This window comes from Pedobacter sp. GQ55 (genome assembly GCF_059758925.1).
On the sequence record NZ_JCAXEI010000005.1, the window covers coordinates 77,509 to 99,156 of the forward strand.

General features: G+C 41.4%; 17 protein-coding genes. 13 read left to right on the forward strand and 4 right to left on the reverse strand.

Features of this window, described 5'->3' with window-relative positions:
* The first annotated feature begins 37 nt into the window (after positions 1-37).
* From AC6CH7_RS14870 to AC6CH7_RS14920, 11 genes are read left to right on the forward strand one after another with little or no spacing between them, the layout of a single operon-like run.
* On the forward strand, positions 38-841 hold the full coding sequence (locus AC6CH7_RS14870; RefSeq protein WP_498263507.1) for a polysaccharide biosynthesis/export family protein: 804 nt from the start codon (positions 38-40) through the stop codon (positions 839-841).
* Positions 842-868: 27 nt separating this feature from the next.
* Positions 869-3,220, forward strand: coding sequence for a GumC family protein (locus AC6CH7_RS14875; RefSeq protein WP_498263508.1), 2,352 nt, complete (start codon positions 869-871; stop codon positions 3,218-3,220).
* A gap of 1 nt (position 3,221) precedes the next feature.
* Complete coding sequence (locus tag AC6CH7_RS14880) at positions 3,222-4,775, forward strand: lipopolysaccharide biosynthesis protein (protein ID WP_498263509.1); 1,554 nt, start codon at positions 3,222-3,224, stop codon at positions 4,773-4,775.
* Between the two features lie 23 nt (positions 4,776-4,798).
* Positions 4,799-5,782 (forward strand): nitroreductase family protein, encoded by a 984-nt coding sequence (locus tag AC6CH7_RS14885; RefSeq protein WP_498263510.1) that lies wholly within the window; start codon positions 4,799-4,801, stop codon positions 5,780-5,782.
* Between the two features lie 4 nt (positions 5,783-5,786).
* On the forward strand, positions 5,787-6,902 hold the full coding sequence (locus tag AC6CH7_RS14890; RefSeq protein WP_498263511.1) for a polysaccharide pyruvyl transferase family protein: 1,116 nt from the start codon (positions 5,787-5,789) through the stop codon (positions 6,900-6,902).
* Positions 6,903-6,912: 10 nt separating this feature from the next.
* Positions 6,913-8,163, forward strand: a complete 1,251-nt coding sequence (locus AC6CH7_RS14895) for a hypothetical protein (RefSeq protein WP_498263512.1) — start codon at positions 6,913-6,915, stop codon at positions 8,161-8,163.
* Between the two features lie 30 nt (positions 8,164-8,193).
* Entirely contained in the window at positions 8,194-9,309 is a 1,116-nt protein-coding gene (locus AC6CH7_RS14900) for a glycosyltransferase family 4 protein (RefSeq protein ID WP_498263513.1), read from the forward strand.
* A 2-nt stretch (positions 9,310-9,311) separates the two neighbouring features.
* The gene (locus AC6CH7_RS14905) at positions 9,312-10,448 is read left to right on the forward strand and encodes a polysaccharide pyruvyl transferase family protein (RefSeq protein ID WP_498263514.1); all 1,137 of its coding nucleotides are present in this window, start codon (positions 9,312-9,314) and stop codon (positions 10,446-10,448) included.
* Positions 10,449-10,505: 57 nt separating this feature from the next.
* On the forward strand, positions 10,506-12,488 hold the full coding sequence (locus tag AC6CH7_RS14910) for a right-handed parallel beta-helix repeat-containing protein (protein WP_498263515.1): 1,983 nt from the start codon (positions 10,506-10,508) through the stop codon (positions 12,486-12,488).
* Positions 12,489-12,531: 43 nt separating this feature from the next.
* Positions 12,532-13,440 carry a glycosyltransferase family protein gene (locus AC6CH7_RS14915; protein ID WP_498263516.1) on the forward strand — a complete coding sequence of 303 codons (909 nt, stop codon included), beginning with the start codon at positions 12,532-12,534 and terminating at the stop codon, positions 13,438-13,440.
* Positions 13,437-13,979, forward strand: a complete 543-nt coding sequence (locus tag AC6CH7_RS14920; protein ID WP_498263517.1) for a CatB-related O-acetyltransferase — start codon at positions 13,437-13,439, stop codon at positions 13,977-13,979. The genes AC6CH7_RS14915 and AC6CH7_RS14920 overlap by 4 nt, the downstream gene beginning before the upstream one ends.
* 272 nt (positions 13,980-14,251) lie before the next feature.
* Here AC6CH7_RS14920 and AC6CH7_RS14925 read toward each other — a convergent pair whose 3' ends face one another.
* Genes AC6CH7_RS14925 through gmd form a run of 3 tightly spaced genes read right to left on the reverse strand, consistent with a single transcriptional unit; the run spans position 14,252 to position 17,054 of the window.
* Complete coding sequence (locus AC6CH7_RS14925) at positions 14,252-15,184, reverse strand: GDP-L-fucose synthase family protein (RefSeq protein WP_498263518.1); 933 nt, start codon at positions 15,182-15,184, stop codon at positions 14,252-14,254.
* Positions 15,181-15,930, reverse strand: coding sequence for a WecB/TagA/CpsF family glycosyltransferase (locus AC6CH7_RS14930; RefSeq protein WP_498263519.1), 750 nt, complete (start codon positions 15,928-15,930; stop codon positions 15,181-15,183). Before AC6CH7_RS14930 ends, AC6CH7_RS14925 begins: the two co-directional genes overlap by 4 nt.
* Positions 15,931-15,941: 11 nt before the next feature.
* Positions 15,942-17,054 carry a GDP-mannose 4,6-dehydratase gene (gene gmd / locus AC6CH7_RS14935; protein ID WP_498263520.1) on the reverse strand — a complete coding sequence of 371 codons (1,113 nt, stop codon included), beginning with the start codon at positions 17,052-17,054 and terminating at the stop codon, positions 15,942-15,944.
* A gap of 423 nt (positions 17,055-17,477) precedes the next feature.
* On the opposite strand from gmd, the gene AC6CH7_RS14940 reads away from it, so the two are divergent.
* Together AC6CH7_RS14940 and AC6CH7_RS14945 are read left to right on the forward strand one after the other, a co-directional pair.
* A complete protein-coding gene (locus AC6CH7_RS14940; protein ID WP_498263521.1) occupies positions 17,478-18,899 on the forward strand; it encodes a UDP-glucose 6-dehydrogenase in 1,422 nt (473 codons plus the stop codon).
* 40 nt (positions 18,900-18,939) lie between these two features.
* On the forward strand, positions 18,940-19,881 hold the full coding sequence (locus tag AC6CH7_RS14945) for a nucleotidyltransferase family protein (protein ID WP_498263522.1): 942 nt from the start codon (positions 18,940-18,942) through the stop codon (positions 19,879-19,881).
* Here AC6CH7_RS14945 and AC6CH7_RS14950 read toward each other — a convergent pair.
* The gene (locus AC6CH7_RS14950) at positions 19,878-21,386 is read right to left on the reverse strand and encodes a capsule assembly Wzi family protein (protein WP_498263523.1); all 1,509 of its coding nucleotides are present in this window, start codon (positions 21,384-21,386) and stop codon (positions 19,878-19,880) included. The two genes, AC6CH7_RS14945 and AC6CH7_RS14950, sit on opposite strands and share 4 nt — an antisense overlap.
* Positions 21,387-21,648 lie beyond the last annotated feature (262 nt).

The following is a 21,648-nucleotide window of genomic DNA, read 5'->3' on the forward strand; positions in this document are numbered from 1 at the left end:
TTAGAATCTACCTATTATAGACTATTGCCACTTACCTATGAGAAAAAGAAAACCCAGTATCCCTTTAAAGAATTTAGCAGGATTGCTAATTACTTTGTTTATTACTTCCTGCGTCAGCACCAAGAACGTCCCGTACTTTCAGGACATTTCCCTCGCAGATAAATCTGCAATGGAAAAGACGGCTGCATTTACAGATCCTGTAATTCAGCCTGACGATATTCTTGCTGTATCTATTTTTACAATAGATCCCTTAAGCTCAGCAGTGGTTAATCAGACTACCACGGGACAGGCCTTAGGATCAAGCTCCGCATCTACCATTGGTCAGCAGCAGGTTAGCGGCTACCTGGTTGATAAAAACGGAGAGATTGAGCTGGCGGTTATTGGAAAAATTAAGCTGGTTGGACTTACAACTTACCAGGCAAGAGACCTGATCAGGACAAAAGCTACGGAACTTTATAACAATCCCAGTGTCCAGGTACGCTTCGCAAATTTCAAAATTACCATATTAGGAGAGGTGGTAAGGCCTGCAGCCTATACGTTGCCTAATGAGAAGGTGAGCATTTTAGATGCGATTGGCCTTGCCGGCGACCTCACTATTTATGGCAAACGAGAGAACGTATTGCTTATCCGCGACAACAACGGTAAGAAAGAATTCGCCCGATTTAGCCTGAATTCCTCAGCATTATTTACCAGCCCATATTTTTATTTGAAACAGAACGATGTGATTTACGTAGAGCCAAATAAGGCACGTATAGCTGCGAACAACGCATCAAGAACTCAAACTTTTGCAATACTCGGATCAGCGCTTTCCGTTTTAGTCGTTTTAATTACAAGGCTTTAATCATTTTTTCATTAGTAATCATCCTCTATGAGTACAAGATCAAATCAACTTCCAAAAGATGAAGGCCTGGATATTAGTAAGCTACTGCCCAAGATTATCAGAAAATGGCCTTTAATATTGTTGTCGGTAATAGTTTGTTTAGGCATGGCCTATTTATACCTCCGATACACCACCCCTATGTTCCGGATTTCGGCAAGGGTTTTAGTAAATGACGAAAAAAAGGGAGGCAATGTGCTTGGCGCCGCTGCCGATGCCCTTGGTGATCTTGGTGGCCTGCTTGGAACCAAAAGCACCGTAGATAATGAAGCAGAAATACTGCAGACCAGATACCTGATGGAACAGGTGGTCCAGGACATGCACCTTAACATTGCTTACTTTAAAAAGGGACGTATTAACGATATCGAGATCTACAAAAGTCCTTTTACAGTACAATTTGTTGCTGCAGAGGATACTGTTAAGGCAACAGGCTTTGAACTGGCACTGCTAAAGAACAACAAACTCTCCCTGAAATCGGGCTTATTAGATACCGTTGTCGATTTTAACGGGAAAGTCACTTTTCCTAAGGTGGGAACATTCATTATTACCAAAACACCGGGGCAGCTTTTTGCTGAAGATGAACGTTACAAGTTTTCTATTGTTTCTGTTGATGAGAAGGTGGCTGCATTAATGAACGACCTGAATGTATCGGTTGGAAATAAGCTGATCACGGTAATAGACCTGAGCATTAACCACCCGATTCCTAAAAAGGGGGAGGACATTTTAAACGAGCTCATAAATAAGTACGTTCAGGGAAATATTGACGACAAAAATGAGGTTGCCGATAGTACCATTAAATTTATAAGAAACAGGCTGGCCTTTATCAGTTCGGAACTTGGTGATCTGGAAGGGAACATCCAGGGTTTTAAACAGAAAAACAACCTTGCCGATATGACCGAGCAATCTAAACTGCTGGTGCAAAATACCAGCTCGTTTATGAATGAGCTATCGAAGGTAGAAACGCAGCTGAGTATCTTATCAAATCTGCAGGATTATTTAAAAGATGAGAGTGGAAATCGCGTATTACCCAGTTCAATTTTGCCGGGAGATATGGTTTTTACCGGATTAATAGATAAGTATAATGCCTTACTTTTGGACCGCGACAGAAGACTCCTTGGGGTAACAGAAACGAACCCGGTGATTACGAACCTGGATAAGCAGATCAAAAATATGCGTACGGATATGCTGGCCAATCTGATTTCTACCAAAAATGGGCTGGAGATTACCAAGGCGCAGTTACAAGGGCAGATGAAATCGGCTGAAGGACAGGTTCAGCAGATACCTGCTACCGAAAGGAACTATTTAAACCTGGCCAGGCAACAACAGATTAAGCAGGAGCTGTATATCTACCTGATGCAGAAGAGTGAGGAAACGGCGATTTCCAAAACCTCAAATATTGCGAATTCCAGGACTATTGATCCGCCAAAATCTGAATTTAAGCCCTTTAGTCCGAAGAAATCTGTAGTGGCACTTATTGGTTTGTTTATGGGTTTGGCTATACCAATTGGGATCATCTATCTCCTTGAGGTGTTGAATGATAAAATTAATACCAAAGAGGACATCACCGAAGCGACAGATGTTCCGATTCTGGGAGAAATTAGCCATAGTGATGATTCGGCTAATCTTGCTGTTTCTGACAATTCCAGATCTGCTATTTCAGAACAATTCAGGGCATTAAGAACCAATTTGTCTTTTTATCATAACGATAGCGAAAAAACCAAGGTCATTTTGCTTACCTCCAGCATGTCTGGAGAGGGCAAGTCCTTTGTGGCGATTAACCTGGGCAATGTGTTGGCCATTACCGGAAAGCGCGTGCTGCTGATGGAACTGGATTTAAGAAAACCGGGTATGTCCGGTAAATTAAATACATCCAATGGTGTAGGTTTTACCAATTACATTGTAGACAAAAGCCTTACCGCTAAGGATATTATAAAACCCCTGGATATCCATGAAGACCTGTTTATTGTAAGTTCGGGTCCTATCCCGCCTAACCCTGCAGAAACGTTGTTAAGTTCGCGTACCAAAGAGTTAATTGATGAGCTTAGAACGCAGTTTGACTATATTATTATTGATGCCCCGCCAATAGGTATAATTACCGATGCCCAGTTGCTTGAGACCCATGCGGATGTTTGCTTGTATTTAGTGAGACATAAGTTTACGCGTAAGAACCAGCTAAATATAGTGGATGACCTGTTCCGTACCAAGAAAATGAAAAAAGTAGGAATAGTGATAAACGATATCGTGCTGACTGATTCCTATGCTTATGGCTATGGTTATGGCTATGGCAGTTATGGAGAGGAAATAGCGAAAAAAGGTTTCTGGAAACGAATTTTTAAAGGGTAATATGAAAGCCGCTAAAAAAGTTTTTTACAATACCGGTTTCCTTTACGGAAAAGTAGTGATTACGATGTTTATTGCATTGTTTTCGACCCGTTTGATATTGAAATCTCTGGGAACAGAGGACTTTGGTATCTTTAATTTGCTGGCCGGGGTTATTCTGATGCTTTCTTTTTTGAATGGCGCGATGACGATAACCACCCAGCGCTACCTCTCTTTTTTCCTTGGAAAGGGGGAGGTAGAAAAAAACAAAGAGGTATTTAAAACAAGCATCACTTTACATTTAATTATTGGCTTGCTGATTGTTGCCCTGCTCGAAGGTGCCGGACTGTTTCTTTTTGATGGCGTGCTGAATATACCGGCTGGCCGGATTGAAACGGCAAGGTATGTTTTTCATTTTATGGTGGTGAGCACATTTTTCACCATAAATGCGGTGCCCTACGATGCGGCAATTAATGCAAATGAGGATCTTTTATTTGATTCGTTAAGTGGTATTCTGGAGGCGGTATTGAAATTGGGCATTGCCTATTACCTGATGTATACGCATTTTGATAAGCTGATTACCTACGGGGTTCTGATTGCTGCGGTAACCATCCTGATCAGGCTGATCAAGACGGTTTGGTGTTCGATGAAATATGCAGAATGTAAGTTTAATTTCGGTTTTTCGGCCAATTATGCGCTGCTGAAAGAAATGGCCGCTTATGCAGGATGGAATTTGTTTGGTGCCTTGTGTTATGTGGCCAGCTCCCAGGGGTTGAGCATCATATTGAACAGGTTCTATGGCGCTAAGATCAATGCATCTTATGCGGTTGCAAATCAGGTTAACTCGCAAATGCAGTCCTTTTCGGTGATGATGGTAAGGGCCTTTAATCCGCAGATCGTTAAAAGTGAAGGCGGGGGCGACAGAGAAAGGATGATCAGGCTGGCTACTCAATCCAGTAAGTTCTCTGTTTTTCTGCTGTTGTTTATGGTTATTCCAATGCTCATTGAAATGCCCTTTATATTGAAGTTCTGGCTATCTAATGTACCTCAGTATACTGGTGTCTTTTGTACAATTGTGCTGATGACCAGTGTGATTAGTCAGATGTCGACCGGATTAAAAATAGCAGTTCAGGCTACCGGGAAGATAAAGCTATACCAGTCCGTTGTAGGGTCTATCGTTTTACTCACTTTGCCGCTTTCGTATTTTCTGCTTAGGTCCGGTTATCCGGCCTACTCGGTTTTGATTGGTGGTTTGTGCCTGGAAGCGATTTCGCTGGTGATCAGGCTAAAGATTGTTCACACCCTGACCGGCTTGTCTATAAATGCTTTTTTCAAGAATATAATTTTAAAGGTAGCAGTGATTACTGCAGTTGGAATAGGGGTGTCATTTTTACCTGGACTTTTTATGCCCGAGGGCTTTATTAGGTTAGGCGTGGTACTGTTACTGAGCTTCTGCTCTACCTCGTTATTGATATGGAACTACGGCTTTGTGCAAGCTGAACGTGATATGGTTGCCGGAATTGCAAAAGGCCTGACAAAAAAGTTATCCGGAATTCAGGTGAAATTCGCCGGAAAATAAATAAGATAATAAAATTTAATTATATGTCTTTCATAAAAAAAATCGTCCCGAAAAAAGTTAAAATTATAGCCAAGTTGTCGAAACTTTATGCGTATGATTTTAATCGATTTATTAAGAATTCGAATGTTTATCAAACCTTCGATACTGAAAACAAACTTAAAGGCAAGTTAACCATCTACTACCATGTTTTGGAGAAGGGGCTGACCATGCCCGATACCAGACTTGGATTTGGGGAGCCTGTGGTGCTCGAACTGATAGATATGATGAATATGTATTTGGATAAAAAATACAATTTATCTAGTCTGGAGTTTGTTCATTCCATGAATGTGCTGGAAGAATATGTGGAGTTCCACGATAAAAGAAGCTTTACTTTAAAGCAGGCCATTACCGATCAGGTAGCCAAATTAAGGCTGAGAATTACTGCCTACCAGACGCCAAAGCAATTTGAATTTGACAGAGATGTTTATTTTGCCCACAAGGAATCATCGTTCGATAAGTTCTGTCTTTCCAGATACAGTTCCAGAAATTACAGTGATGTAGTGATCCCCGAAGAGGTGTTGATGACGTGCGTAAGATTGGCGCTAAAATCGCCTACTTCCTGCAACAGGCAGGTGAACCGGATTTACATGGTCAGATCTGCTGAGATGAAGCAACAGGTGCTGAAACTGCAATATGGCAACAGGGGATTTGGACATTTGGCCGATACCCTTTTTGTAATCACAGCTGATATTTCAGTTTTTCAGGGTCCGAATGATAGAAATGAATCCTTTGTGAATTCAGGAATGTTTGCGATGTCGCTATTGTATGCGCTTCACAGATATGACATCGGGGCCTGCCCTTTGAACTGGAGCGTGGAGGTGCACAGGGATTTAAAATTAAGAGAGCTGTTGGGCATCCCGAACAATGAAAGAGTGGGTTTGGTGGTTTCCTGTGGATACCTGCCTGAGAAAATTAAAATAGCATCCTCACCAAGGTTGGATGCAGGAGAAGTGGTTAAAATTTTATAAGTATATGCAAGACCAACAAACAAAGAATATTGGATTAGTTACTTTCCATAATGTGTATAATTACGGAGGCGTTTTACAGGCTTATGGCTTATGCAGGGCGCTGGAAACACATAATATAGAGTGTATCGACTATCAGCAACAGGACCTTGATCTGAAATACAATCATAAACTGTACGACGGCAGAAGATCTCTAAAGCAGAATGCGAAGCATTTTGTGAAGCACTTTATTTTAAAAAAAGGTGTTAAAAAAGAAAACAAGATCAAGGAGTTTATTACCGAATATATCCCATTAAGTAAAGGTTCTTATAAGAGCATTACCGAGGTGGATGTGAACAGTCAGGAATATGACGTGCTGATCAGCGGGAGCGACCAGATCTGGAATCCGCAGTTTACCGGAGGCAAGCTGGATCCTGTGTACTTGCTGGCTTTTGGAAACGACAGGGTAAAGAGATTGTCGTACGCCTCCAGTGCGGGTGCGCATAAGTTCGCCAATGGCGACAGGAAGACTTTAACTGCATCTTTAGGCGCTTATAAGAACATCTCGGTAAGGGAACAGTTTTTAAAGGATCAGATTGCAACCTTTATGGATAAAGATGTGAAGGTGGTGGTGGATCCGACCTTATTGCTGACCGGTGAGCAGTGGAGGACGATTGCCAAGCCGCTGTCGCGCGAAATGCCGAAGGATTATGTGCTGATCTATACTTTTGACAACAACAGTGTTTGCATTAACCTGGCGAAAGACATTGCTAAGAAATTAGGCTGCAAGGTGGTGTTCATCAGCAGCAAAAAGCAGAAAGCAGACCTGGTTGATGTGTGCTTAGAGGATGTTGGGCCTAATGAATTCATCTGGTTGTTTGATAATGCCAGGTTTGTGGTAACCAATTCTTTTCACGGAACTACTTTCTCCCTTATTTTCAAAAAGAACTTTTATAGCATTTATAAGAATTCTAACCCTTACAGGGTATTGAACTTATTGGATGTATTGGAGCTGAAGGATCGGTTGATCAAAAATGCGGATGATCTGGCTGATGTAACAGCGCCTATTGATTATACCATTCCATCGAAATTATTAAGTGAACGTAGGGAAGACTCAATTAAATTTCTATTTGACTCCTTGTAAAAAATAATAAATGACAGCTACTGAAGAACTTTTACCCGAGCAGCAGATAGAAAACCAGGAGCAGATAGAGAAAAAGGCAAAACTGATCTCATTCATTCTGATCTTTAATCTTTCTTACTTCTTTTTTTTCAGGCCATTAAATTTAAATGATGACCTGTTAAAGGCATTCTATTATGTGCTGTTAGCCGGGATGATCTTCTATTCGAGAAATTATATATTCGGTTCGTACAGGGACAGGTTCTCTTATATCATAAGGACGATGTCGCTGTTTACTTTCATCTCCATATTTTGTGCAACGCTGTTCTGGAAACAAGGGTGGCTGGATACATTCATTTCGACCATACCTAATTTTTCGTTCCTGTTTTACTTCTATTTAGCAAAGACCCAACCCAAAATGCATGAGGTGGAGCGGTTTATATGGGTGTTTGTAGCCATTTACCTGTTCTGTTTTTATGTAGGCTTGGCGGTATCTCCGTTCAGGCTGTTTAAGGGCTATGGGGAGTTGGATAAGGAGATTGATACCAGTAGGGGGATTTCAAGAATAAGGCTTACCTTGATTGGAGCAGGGCCGCTTTATCTTGCCTATTTCCTGTCTATTTCGAAAATAAAGTATGCTTTTAATAAGAAATGGGTGGTGGTATGTGTGGTATTGTTTGTGACCATTGTGCTTCACCTGGGCAGACAGGCGATTATTTTCAGTTTCATTTTAGGCTTGCTGTATTTTCTGGATAACCTGAGCCTGATGAAAAGGCTTTTGGTTGTTTTCGGCTTTGTTGCAGCCTTTTGGGTGCTTTTGATCGTGAGTCCGGTGATCTCTGCTTTAATTGAAAAAAGTGAGACGGAGTATTCAGGTCAGAAAGAAGGGGATGAGAACCCAAGGGTCGGGGCTTATCGGTTTTATTTTACAGAGGTGTCTCCAAATGTGATTACCGACCTGCTTGGCAGTGGCAGGTATTCGCTTGGTAAATCAAAATATGGACAATTTGTAGATAAGTACGGCCGATCTCAGGGTTATGTGGCTGCGGATGTGGGCTACGCCTCTATATTTTTATATTTTGGTTTTGTAGGCCTGTTCCTGTTTTTCAGACTCCTGATCTCTACTTTGAGAACCAGGGTCCCCAATGAATTTGCCTACGCCAAATATTACATTTTTTTCCTGTTCCTGGGTAATATTGCAGGGAGCACATTATTAGGAACGGTACCTGTTTTATGCGTCGCTTTATATGTAATCAATATTTCACGAGAGCTGGTTTATAAATAATAAGTTTTAAACAATAAAATATTAACGTATATGTGTAAAGTTAAAGTTGTCCACGTTGTTCATGATTTCCTTTTTGGCGGAATTGAAGCCTTTCTCTTTTATTTAACCCAGGCGCAGGCAAAAAATCCGGACCTTGATGTGAGTATACTTTGCTGTCAGGATAAAGACGCGGTTGCCAATAAGCGGATCGTTAATTCCGGGATCCCGATCTTTTATGTGAAGCTAAATCCTTTTGATTACAACATAGGGACGTATAGAAAGATCCTGAAGATCACAAATACACACGACATTGTTCACCTGCATATTTTTAAGCCGTTAATGGCCGAGGCGTTGCGCTTTTCAAAAGCGAAGATCATCTATACCAATCATAGTGCGGGGGTAGACGGCAGGCCGGATACCATTTCCTTTAAAGCCAAAACCAGATTGCTGGTGCGTTTTCTGAATTCTATTTGTGATTCGGTAACCAATAACTCGCTCTACACAAAAGATTTTTGGATTAAGATGGGTGTTAAAAACCCGTATAATTCGGTGATCTATAACGGGGTTTTGTTTAAGGACAGCTGGAATGAAAAACGGGCGCTGGAGGAATTTCCATCGTTAAATGAAAAGTTCATTATAGGCACCACCTCCAGGTTTATCAGCTGGAAGCGGGTGGAGTATTTGATCGAAGCTTTTTTTGAGATGCAAAAAAATAACGACGATGTGATGTTATTGCTGGTAGGTGATGGAGAGACCAGGGAAAAGCTGGAGGCTTATGTAGAAGAGCTGGGGATAACCAAAAAAGTAATATTTGCCGGATTTCAAACCAATGTGATCGATTACCAGGCGGTAATGAATTTATGCGTGTTCGCATCGAGCTCTGAGCCTTTTGGTTTGGTTGCGGTTGAATGTTTGCATCTGGGCAAGCCAACAATTGTGTTTAAAGATGGTGGTGGGATAACAGAAATCATTGAAGGCATTGAAAAGGATTTTATTGTAGATGATATTCCGCAGCTTACCAATCTATTGCGCATAAAATATTCGGAGTTTGTGGAGGGTGAGGCTGATGATTCGGCCCAAAAAAGGATTGAATATGCAGAAAGGTTTAATGTTGTGGAGATCGAAAAGGAGTTTTATGATTTATACAAACAAACCGTAAATTTTTAGTTATGAAGAGCTTTATATATCCTTCGAGAATAAAGGATTCTAATCTGGGTGATGTTTTGATCAATGCTTTGCTGATACGCGAAATATCAAAATTCGGAAAGGTTTTTATAGATGGTAAAGTGCCCTCATTGTATGACCTGGTGACCTTAAATAATCCCTTTGCTAAAAACATCGTTATTGTTGAGGGGATTAAGGCTTTTGAGGGTAAACCGGTACTGAGGTGGGTAAATTTAGCTTCAGTTATTGGTAAGGTTGATTTTGTTTTTGACCCTCCGGGCGCCTATTTTGAAGGCAAGGATGCGGCTAAGGCAAAGTTTAAGTTTTACAAGTATTTTTTGAGGGCTGTAGTATTGAAGACGGCCAAAATAGGCGTGCTGAGATGGGGGGTGAGTTTAGGCCCGTACTCTGACGGGGGTTATGTGGATCAAAGGAAACTCTCGAACGTTTATGCTGATATAGCGGTTAGGGATTCTAATAATTATGATCATTTGAAAGAGAAGGGTTTTAAGAACCTTTCTTTGATTGATGACCTGGCGTTTTTATATGATATAGGCAATTTTCAATCTGTGATTGACAGTGTTGAGCTGGATTATAAGGGCGATAATTATGTGGTGGTCTCTATAAGAGGTGATATTGAGGGTAAGGAGTTAAACAAGGCTTACCTTGATCAGATTGCGGTGAACCTGATGCGGGTGTTCACAGATACGATCATAAAAAATGAAGAGATCGTTCTGGCTTATCAGGTGGTAGAAGACCTGGAGTCTTTACAGTACCTGAAAGACATTCTGGAAAGGAACAATTACAAGTGTAAACTGCTTGATAAGCAATTGAGCTTTGCGCAGGCTATCGGCCTTTATGCGGGTGCAAGATTTCTATATACAAACCGTTTGCACGTAGCTTTGTTGTCTATATTAAACAATACGGTGCCTGTTATTCTTACGGATCTGAAATTACACCATAAGCTGGTGAACGTGTTTAAGGACCTGGACCTTGAAGAGCTGTTGATTGATACAAAGCCGGATACGGAAATCAGGTTTAACATAGATGCTGAGCGCTCATATTTAGAAAAATTCAGCCATTCTAAAAAGCAAAAAGCCAAGACGATTACCGATCATTTTGGCAGACTTTTCCTAAACTAACGCTGCTCTACAGTTTACGTTAATAGGATGCAATTTGAAATATTAATTATGAAAAGTATGAGGTTATTGATTTTTTTTCTTCTCTGTTCATTCAATATTTTCGCTCAAAATAATGACAAGATTTTTTATGTTTCCCCTGGTGGAAGCGATCAGTCGGCCGGAAGCATAGATCAGCCTTTGCGCAGCTTAAATGGCGCATTGCAAAAGGCTGCTTTAGTAAAAGGGGGAACCGTTTCCATCCTGATCAGAGGTGGTACCTATTTTACGGATAAAACAATAAGCATTGGCGGTAACGACAATGTGAAGCACCTGACCATTGCCAATTATAAAGGCGAAAAAGTGCTGCTTAGCGGAGGGGTTAAAATTGATAAATCTGCAGTGAAGAAAACTGCTGCAAGCATTTATCAGATTGACCTGAAGAAAGCGGGGGTTACCGATTATGGGGAATTGCAGCAGCATGGCCACAGAAATGCCGTGACCGCCCCGCTGGAGCTGTTTTATAAAGGCCGGGCTATGGAGCTGGCAAGGTGGCCAAATAAGGGCTTTTTGCCTATTGGAAAGGTTAGTAATCCGGGAATAAAGGATAAGACGAATAAAGGCGCTCAGGATGGAGCGGTGTTTGGGTACAGTGCCGACCGCCCTGCGAAATGGAAGAAATCGGACCGGGTATGGATCAGTGGTTTTCTAGCCAATGGGTTTGCTAACGATAATGTGCCGGTTAAATCTATCGATGCAAATGAAATTACCTTAAACGCGACTACGAGCTATGGGGTAAAAAGTACGGATGCTGCATCGCCTTTCAGGAGGTTTTTCTTTTACAATATTCCGGAAGAACTGGACAGTTCAGGCGAGTATTATTTAGACAGGACAACCGGAATCCTTTCTTTTTACAATTCGGGTGATCTGGCAGATGAGCTCTTTGTTTCTGTCTGCAGCACACCAATTATTTCCTTGATCAATTCGGACAATGTAACATTGAGCGGATTGGAAATTGGTTATGGCAGGGATATGGGTATTTATGCGCAGGGCACCAAAAACATTAACATCAAGAACTGTACGGTGATGAACCTGGGCACGGTGGGTATCGGGATTGGAAAGAACACTGCAGATAAATCTTTGTATAAGAGCTATGAAGAACTGATCTCTTTTGATAAGACTTCGGCTTTTGTCATAAAATCGTGCAAGATCTACAATACCGGAACCGGAGGTGTTTTCATGACCGGAGGTGATAGACAAAATCTATTGCCGGCAGGAAACATAATTGATAATACCGAGATCTATAATTATGCCAGAAGGAATTGGGTAAGTTCTCCCGCTATATTTTTGGGCGGGGTAGGCAATACAATAAAGAACTGCTTTATTCATGATAACCAGGGGCAGGCGATTATGTACTGGGGAAACAATCATGACATCTCTTACAACAAGATCAAGGATGTTGTGACGGAAATAAATGACCAGGGCGCGGTATATACGGGCCGTGACCGCTCATCAACCGGGACACGGATCCATAATAACCTTTTTGAGAATTTGGTAAGCCCCAGAGGATATATGGTTGCCGCGGTATACATAGATGATGGCAGCGGGGGGATTAAAGTGGACAGTAATGTCTTTAAAAACTGTGGATCCCTGCAGGGTAAGCTGAAGTTTGGTGCGGTGCATATAAATGGTGGTGGAGACAATACGTTTGCCGGCAATAACTTTGTGAACTGCGGGCTGGCGGTTTCTATGACTTCCTGGACTGACGAGAAATGGAAGACCCTGATGGGTACAAAAGAGATGAGCAAGAAGCTCAAGAGTGATGTGAACGCTAATTCGGCAGTATTTTTAAAACGGTATCCATATTTAAGGAAGCTGGCTTCAAATGATTACAGGCCGGGACCAAATAAATTTAAGAATAGTTTATGTATAAATGTTGGCCGGTTCTCGTCAAATAAATCAGTGTTAGACAGCAATACGGTTTCTCTTGGTAGGGATCCGGGAGTTGCCGGTTTAAAAGGATTAAAACAAATTAATGTTTCGAACATCGGATTGAGAAAATGAAAACTCATATCCGCAAAAAAATGAATCAAACCCATCTAAAAAAATGAATATAGCTCCAATTTTATTATTTACTTATAAGCGGCTGGATACCCTGAAAACTACGGTTGAAGCGCTTGCAAAAAACGAACTCGCATCCGATAGCGAGCTCTTTATATTCTCTGATGCTGCCAAATTTGAAAAGGATGAAGTGATTGTAAAACAGGTCAGAGATTTTATAAAAACGATAACCGGATTTAAGGCAATTACAGTAGTGGAGGCAGAGAAAAACAAAGGTCTGGCAAGGTCGATCATTGACGGCGTTACTTCTGTTTTTCAAAAATTTGATACCGTTATTGTACTGGAAGATGACCTGAGCACTACCAGTAATTTTCTGACGTTCATGAACACTTGTCTGGAGAAATACAAATCAGATGAGGCAGCATTTTCTATTTCGGGTTATGCTTTTAACCTGGGAGAATCTAAAGATAATCATGATGATGCTTATTTCCTGAAGCGTGGATGGTCGTGGGGCTGGGCTACATGGAAAGATCGCTGGGCGGATGTGGATTGGGCGGTTAAAGACTATGCGCTTTTCAAAAAGGATTCCAGAGCGCAAAGGGAATTTGCTGTTGGCGGATCGGACTTGAATAAGATGCTGGCCGAGCAAATGGAAGGTCGACTGGATTCCTGGGCAATACGTTGGTTCTATCATCAGTTCAGGAAGGGTGGACTAACCATTTACCCGGTGTTTTCTAAGGTATTTAACAATGGTTTTGATCAGTTCGCTACGCACACTAATGGATCGGGCAGAAGGTATTTGCCTGCATTGGATAAGGAAGAACGGATGAGTTTTTCGTTGCCGGATAAAGCTCAGATAAATCAGTTTTATCAAAATAAGTTTATCCTTAAAATGGGATTGGTATCGAGGGTTATCTCGAAAGTTGAAACGATTTTTCAGAGGGTATTCAAATGAGTGTAGTTGGCTTAATAAAGGATTTGAGGGATTTGTATCTGGCTAAAGTTAAGTGGGCGAAATACGATATCGCAGAGGGCTTCCATGCGGGTGTAAGGGTAAGGCTGTGGGCGAAAAATCAGATTAAGATCGGTAAGCATTTTTACATTGGGAGAGATTCGTTAATAGAGACAGATTGTGTAATTGGTGATTATGTGATCTTTGGAAATAGAGTGGGCATTGTTGGGCGTTATGATCACCATTTTCAGCAAGTAGGCACGCCGATAAGGATTGCTTCATCTATTCGTGAAGAAAGCTATGATTGGAAGGGGAAGGGCTTGGTGACAAGGATTGGCAGTGATGTTTGGGTGGGCTATGGTGCAACGATAATGCAGGGAGTAGTGATAAATGATGGAGCAATTATAGCTGCAGGATCTGTAGTGACAAAGGATGTGGAACCGTATAGTATTTATGGTGGGAATCCGGCCAGGAAGATTAAGGACAGGTTTGATTCGCAGGAGGATTTGGAGAGACATTTGAAGGGAGTGGGGAAGTTGTGATTGGTTGTTTATGAGCGGTCGTTATCCTGAATTTATTTCAGGGTCCAGGAATAGAAAGGTGGAATTGCGCTTGCGAGATCCTGATCTCGAAGAAGCTGCGAAGCAAAATAAATTACCAATGACAAGTTATTGTCATTACTACTTTTTTGTATTTTTTCCCAATGCTAGGCTCTCAGGATGATGGCCTGTGTCTTACCGGACGAGCAAAAAAAAGAGGACGACCACTTTTGTGGTCATCCTCATGGTTTAGGGAGGTAGGTATTAATAGGGACTTAATTCCAATTCATTTCTTTTACTTCGTTATATACTTTTTTGATTCCTTCTTCGAGGGATACTTTTGCTTTCCAGCCTTGTGCGTTTAATTTGCTTACATCCATTAATTTTCTGGGTGTGCCGTCGGGTTTGGAAAGGTCTTTGATCACTTCGCCCTGGTAGCCCACAACCTTTACTACAAGGTCGGCCAGATCTTTAATAGAGATGTCTTCTCCAACGCCAATATTAACCAGGCCTGGTTCATTGTACGTTTCCATAAGGTGTATACAGGCATCCGCAAGATCATCTACATATAGAAACTCTCTTTTTGGTGTTCCTGTTCCCCAGATGGTTACTGAAGGCTCTGCATTGTTTTTTGCGGCAATTACCTTTCTGATCAATGCGGGTAAAACATGTGAGTTATTCAGATCGTAATTATCGTTAGGGCCATATAGATTGGTAGGCATAACAGAGATGTAATTACAGCCATATTGTGATCTGTAGGCGTCACACATTTTAATTCCGGCGATCTTTGCGATGGCGTATGGTTCGTTGGTTTGCTCCAGCTCACCTGTAAGCAGGTACTCTTCTTTTAATGGCTGCGGTGCCATTCTTGGATAGATGCAGGACGAACCCAGGAACATTAGTTTGGTAACTTCATTTAAGTAAGAGGCATGGATCACATTGTTCTGGATCATCAAATTCTCGTATAGAAATTCGCCCCTGAAGATGTTGTTAGCCATAATGCCGCCCACTTTAGCTGCGGCCAGGAATACGTATTCTGGTTTTTCGGTTGCGAAAAAGTCATTTACTTCCTGTTGATTCCTTAAATCTAATTCTTTTGAACTGCGTGTGATGATTTGGGTATAGCCTTGTTGCTGCAACTTTCTTGCTATCGCAGATCCGACCATACCGTTGTGACCGGCTATATAGATTTTTGAAGTGTGTTTCATGGTTTGGTTTTCAGTTTTTCTTTGGCAAGTAAGTATAGAAACTTACTGTTGGTTGTTAAATACCTCTTAAATAGTCTCCTTGGTTCCTGTATTAAGCGATAAAGCCATTCCAGACTATTGTCCTGCATCCATTTTGGTGCCCGCTTCTGTGCTCCTGTGAATACAGGCAGTGCACCGCCGATACCAATCATTAATGCAGGTACTTTACCTTTCATTTCGGCCATCCACATTTCTTGTTTAGGGCAACCCAGGGCGACAAAAATCAAGTGGGCCCCTGAATCCTTTATTCTTTGTTCGTCTTCCAGCTTTTCTGCATCGGTAAGCTTACGAAAGGGTGGGGAATACAGTCCTGCTATCTTTAAGGTTGGATAGGCCTTACGGATATAAGTTTCTGCAGTATCGAGTGTTTTTTGATCGCCACCATAGAAATAGATGGACAAATCGTTTTTTTCGCACTCGGAAAGGAGTGCCGGCAGCAGACTCATTCCGTCTACCCGGTCCTGTTTCAGGTTGTATTCATACTTGAAGCCCTGCGCCAGAGGCATGCCGTCCGGAGTTACTATGTCAGCTTGATTTACCACATCTGCAAATTTTGGAGTGTTGTGCGCTTCAATAAGCATATGTACATTAGCGACACAAACGTAAGAAGAAATCCTTTCGGTGGCGTATTTAAGAATAGCGGCTATAAATTCATTATACGATCCACATGATACATCAATGGAAAGAAGTCTTTTTTTCAATAACATAATGATGCATTTTATTCAAATTGATTTTTAACTGCATAGCCCGATTCTTTCAGCATTCTTTCCTTTTGGAAGTGCTGTAAATCTGAGTTCATCATATCGTTGACCAATCCTGCCAGGTCATATTTTGGCTTCCAGTTTAGTTTTTCTTTGCATTTTGTAGGGTCACCGATCAACAGGTCTACCTCTGTAGGACGGAAGTAACGCTTGTCGACCGCTACAACTTCTTTTCCGATTTCTACCAGGTAATCCGGATTGCTGCAGGAAACGACAGTGCCTACTTCCTCTACACCTTCGCCGGTAAACTCCAGGGTGATGCCTACTTCATCAAATGCCATTTTGATAAAATCACGTACTGTAGTGGTGATTCCTGTTGCGATAACGAAATCTTCAGGTGTGTCGTGCTGGAGAATTAACCACATGGCTTCAACATAATCTTTGGCATGTCCCCAGTCTCTTCGTGCATCAAGATTTCCCAGGTATAATTTATCCTGCAATCCCAGCGCAATTTTAGCTGTTCCGCGGGTGATTTTCCTGGTTACAAAGGTTTCTCCGCGTAATGGGCTTTCGTGGTTGAAAAGTATCCCGTTGCAGGCAAACATGCCATAAGCTTCGCGATAGTTGACCGTGATCCAGTAAGCGTACATTTTTGCGACCGCATAAGGCGAGCGCGGATAGAAAGGAGTAGTTTCTGATTGTGGTACTGCCTGTACAAGACCATATAGTTCGGAAGTTGATGCCTGGTATACTTTGGTTTTCTTTACCAGCCCCAGAATTCTGATGGCTTCCAGGATCCTAAGTGTTCCTATGCCATCGGCATTGGCAGTGTATTCAGGAGTTTCGAAACTCACCTGAACGTGGCTCATGGCCCCTAAGTTATAAATCTCATCAGGTTGTACTTGCTGAATGATCCTTATTAAGTTCGTTGAGTCGCTTAAATCTCCGTAGTGTAATACGAAGCGAATGTCGCTTTCGTGTGGGTCCTGATAAAGGTGATCAATACGGTCTGTATTGAATAGTGAGCTACGGCGTTTAACGCCATGAACTTCGTAACCTTTTTTTAATAGCAAATCTGCCAGATATGCTCCGTCTTGTCCTGTAATACCTGTGATAAGTGCTTTCTTCATAAATAGGAATGATTTAATTGGGAATGAGTAACTTATTTTCTAAAACTTAAGACAAAAACAACAATTTGGTGGTGTCGTTTATATATGCTTGCCTTATTTGTTTGTAAAAATAAGGTTATATGATGAGAAATGGTAATTATTTCTGATAAAACAGTAAAATTATTTGTCTTTTATGCTTTATGTAAAGTGAAAATAAGTGTTATTGTTATGATAGCGATATATTATTGTGATTGTTTCGTTATTTTAATATTATTTTTTGGTTAAAAATATGAAGTCTTATTCTTTTTAATGCTTAAGTTATATATTTGTAAGGTGTTGTGGCATCTCGTTAGAGAAAAATAGCCAACAATGTTATCTTTTTGTTAAGTTTTATTAAAAACCATCTAAATCCTTATTGTTTTACTTAAATAATGTTAACTTATTATGCAAATTACAAACATATGTTGTATCGGAGCCGGTTATGTGGGTGGTCCTACAATGGCGATTATTGCGAAGCAATGCCCTGAAATAAAGGTAACGGTGGTGGATCTGAATGTGGCCAGAATAGCTGCCTGGAATGACGAGAATATGGACAACATGCCCGTATATGAACCGGGGCTTAGCGAGGTGGTTGCCCAGGCCAGGGGAAGAAACCTTTTTTTCTCTACTGATGTAGACAAAGCCATAGACGAGGCGCAAATGATTTTCATTTCTGTGAATACGCCGACCAAAACTTACGGTTCGGGTAAAGGAATGGGAGCTGATTTGAAGTGGATTGAGTTGTGTGCCAGACAGATTGCAAGAGTTTCGAAATCGAATAAAATTATTGTAGAGAAATCGACCCTGCCGGTAAGGACCGCGGAGGCGATAAAGGATATTTTGCAATATTCTGGCAATGATATAGAATTCCAGGTATTATCAAATCCTGAATTCCTTGCTGAAGGTACTGCTGTGGAAGACCTGCTGAACCCTGATCGGGTACTGATTGGCGGTGATTCTTCGCCGGAAGGCAAACAGGCTATTGAGGCGCTGGTTGAAATTTATAACAACTGGATTCCCAGAGAACGTATTTTAACGACTAATGTATGGTCTTCTGAGCTTTCTAAATTGGTTGCGAATGCATTTTTAGCGCAGCGGATATCCTCGATCAATGCGATATCTGAGTTGTGTGAGAAAACTGAAGCGGATGTAAATGAAGTTGCCAGGGCGATAGGAATGGATAGTCGTATAGGTCCAAAGTTCCTGAAAGCATCTGTAGGCTTTGGCGGTTCGTGTTTTCAAAAAGATATTTTAAATCTGGTTTACATCTCCAGATCTTTCGGGCTGACTGAGGTGGCGGATTATTGGGAGCAGGTGATCATTATGAATGATCATCAGAAAAAAAGGTTTGCGTTAAATATTGTTCGTAAACTTTATAATACTGTTTCGGGTAAAAAGATTGCGTTTTTGGGCTGGGCCTTTAAAAAGGATACCAATGATACCCGCGAATCTGCAGCGATTTATGTGGCAGATTATTTATTGAATGAGCAGGCCGAGATACGGGTGTATGATCCAAAGGTGGTTGAAAGGCAGGTTTATGCTGATCTGGATTATTTAGGCTCCAGAACTGCTGAAGATAACAGGGCAAGTATAGGAGTTGGCGTTGATCCATATGAGGTGTGTAAAGGTGCACATGCGATCGCTGTGCTTACCGAGTGGGATGAGTTTAAGGATTACGATTGGGAAAGAATTTATGAGGGTATGTTGAAACCGGCGAAGATTTTTGACGGACGAAATTTGCTGGACGCAGAAAAACTAAGGTCGATTGGCTTTATTGTTCAGTCTATTGGAACCAAGTCTTTAAAGAAGCAGCTCGTTGCTGTTTAAAATCTAAATATTCATTAATTAACATCCCCTAAAGTTTATTATGTTTAAGTCGAAACCTTCTTTGGTAATTCTGGCTGCCGGTATGGCGAGCCGTTATGGTGGTAACAAGCAAATTGAATCATTTGGCCCTTCGGGCGAAACTATTATGGAGTATTCCATATACGACGCCATTAAGGCGGGGTATGGAAAGGTAATTTTTATTATCCGGGAGGAATTTTCGGATTCTTTTAAAGCGGCCATTGAGCCTAAGTTGAAGGGTAAGATTGAACTGGAATATGTTTATCAGAGCTTGGATAAATATAGTGGCGGGAGGACAATTCCCCAGGCGCGTGTAAAGCCTTTTGGTACGCAGCATGCCTTGTTGTGCTGCAAGGACGTTTTGGATGCTCCTTTTTCGGTAATCAATGCAGATGATTTTTATGGGTTTGATGCCTTCAAGCAATCGTTCGATTTTTTGAGTAATGGTATTGAAGATGGCAAGTATGCTTGTGTTGGTTATGAACTGAAAAATACATTAAGTGATAACGGGTCGGTTACCAGGGGCGAGATCAACGTGAACGAGGAAGGTAATATCGTTGGGATTACAGAGCGAAAAGAAATTTATAAAAAGGACGCAAAGGCATTTACTAAAATTGCTGAGGCTGATCTGGAACTTCCTTTAGATACAAAGGTGAGTATGAATTTCTTCTGTTTTACTCCGGCTTTTGTAAATTGGAGTGAGCTGGAGTACTATAAATTTCTGGATGCAAATCTGGATGACCTGAAAGCAGAATTCCTGATTCCTGAGGTGACCGATACGCTGATTAATTCTGGAAAGGGTGCTGTGAAAATGATCCCTACCGCGGCCAGATGGTTTGGTGTTACGTTTAAAGAAGATGCACCTATTGTAAAGGCGCAACTTCAGAAGCTTAGTGATCAGGGGGTTTACCCTGTAAATTTATGGGAGCGGGAAGTGCTTTCGGTGGTTGACCAGGAGGCTTAAAAGCCTTTAATTAACCTAAGCGACGCTCCGAAGGAATTATTTAAAAGTTTGCCCTGGTCCAACGCTGTAGCAAAACCAATCCTGTAGTTATTTTTTAGCGCCTTTAATCCTTCAAGGTAGATTGAAAATTGCTGAACCGGGATAAATATATTGTTGGATTCAGGGCTACTGTTGTTTCCTGTTGTATTTCCGTAAATGCTTGTCCCGAAAGTTCCGTAGTTCCAGGAATGGGTGATTTTCGTAGCAAATGTCCAGGTATCAATTTCGCCTTCAAAACCCAGGTGTACGGCTACGACCCTGTTGTTGATAAAATAGTCTGCCTTTTTTGATGCCTGACCTTCCTTTGCATCGCTTGCCGGTGTGATTAAAGGGTTTCCAATTCCCGGACCGAAGTAAGACCAGCCATTTCTGTAAAAGGAGTTATTATAGTAATTTTCGTCGCCGGACTTGGTTTTTTTGGACCATGGATAGCCTGCCTGATCTTTGGAGTAAAAGAATTCCAGTAACACTTTTTTCCATTTGAACCCGCTGCTTTTGGTGGTTTGGGCTGTGTTCTCGATGCTGACTCCATTTAGGCCGTCGGCAATGTTGGCGAGTTTTGCTAATGCGCCGACATCATAGAAGTTTTGGCGATAGATCATGATTTTGAATTTCTCAAAATTGTATTCTGCACCCAGGTCCAGTGAGCCGATCTGATTGCCGATCTTGGAGCGTCCAACGCCTTTACCCTTATAGGTTTTTCCCAGGAAGACATAATAGAGCGTTTCGAACTTGGATAGGTCGAAATCCGGGCCGTAAAGGTCTTTTTCGTTGCCCCAGAAGGTCTGGTGGTTGAAGCCTCCGTAGAGTTTTAATTTCCAGTCGGGCTTACCAAGTCGAATGTAAAGGGACTTTTGATGTAAATAACTGCTTTCTGTGGAGCCTTTTATTTTTCCAAGCAAGCCGTGTGCGAAATTTCCTTTTATGGAAAAAAGGCCCTGGAATACCGGGATGGAATAGTAATTGGGGATTGAAATTTCTAATTTAGGTATTCCCAACGCGTTTCCTGACATGGTAAAGTTGCCGGAGCTTAATGAGGTGTCGCCGTTTAGGCCCATGACATCTTTGCTTCTGCCTGCTTTTAGCTGGAATACACCAACTCTTAATTTTGCGTAGGCTTCAATTAGGGTGAGGTTGGATTTATTGCCTGCATTTCCTCTTCCTTCGAAACCCATGCCCCAGTCGACTAGTTTCTTTCTGTTGCCATTGCTGTCGGTTTGCAGGTATTCACTATAGGGTTTGTATGCTCTAAGGATAAGACTGCCGGATACGCCCTCGAGCGGTACGGATCCATATTGATTTGAGCGCATCCAAAAAGGTACTACATCTCCGGTGGTACCGGTGGCTTGCAGTTCGGCTTCTGCCTTAATTTTATCGAAAATCTGGGCGTTTGTTTTGACGACAAACACAAAGAATATAAATAGAAAAAGTGTTAATGGTCTGATAATGGGGTAAATGAAATTCATAGGGTTTTTCTAGATTAAACAATAGGGATGATTATTTGATAGGTTTTTCAGGTAGTTTTTATGGCTTTGAAGGTAAATATGGGTTACTATAAATGATAAAACGAATGTTTTTTTGGTTTTCTTACATTTTCGGTGTTGTTTTTTGATTAAACGGCTGTTTTAACAGTTGATTTACATTTAGTTGTTGATTTTTTAATGTTAAAAATTGGGTTTTATTGTTTTCTGGTTTGAATTTTGTTGTGTTGTTGCCCGGAAATAAGTT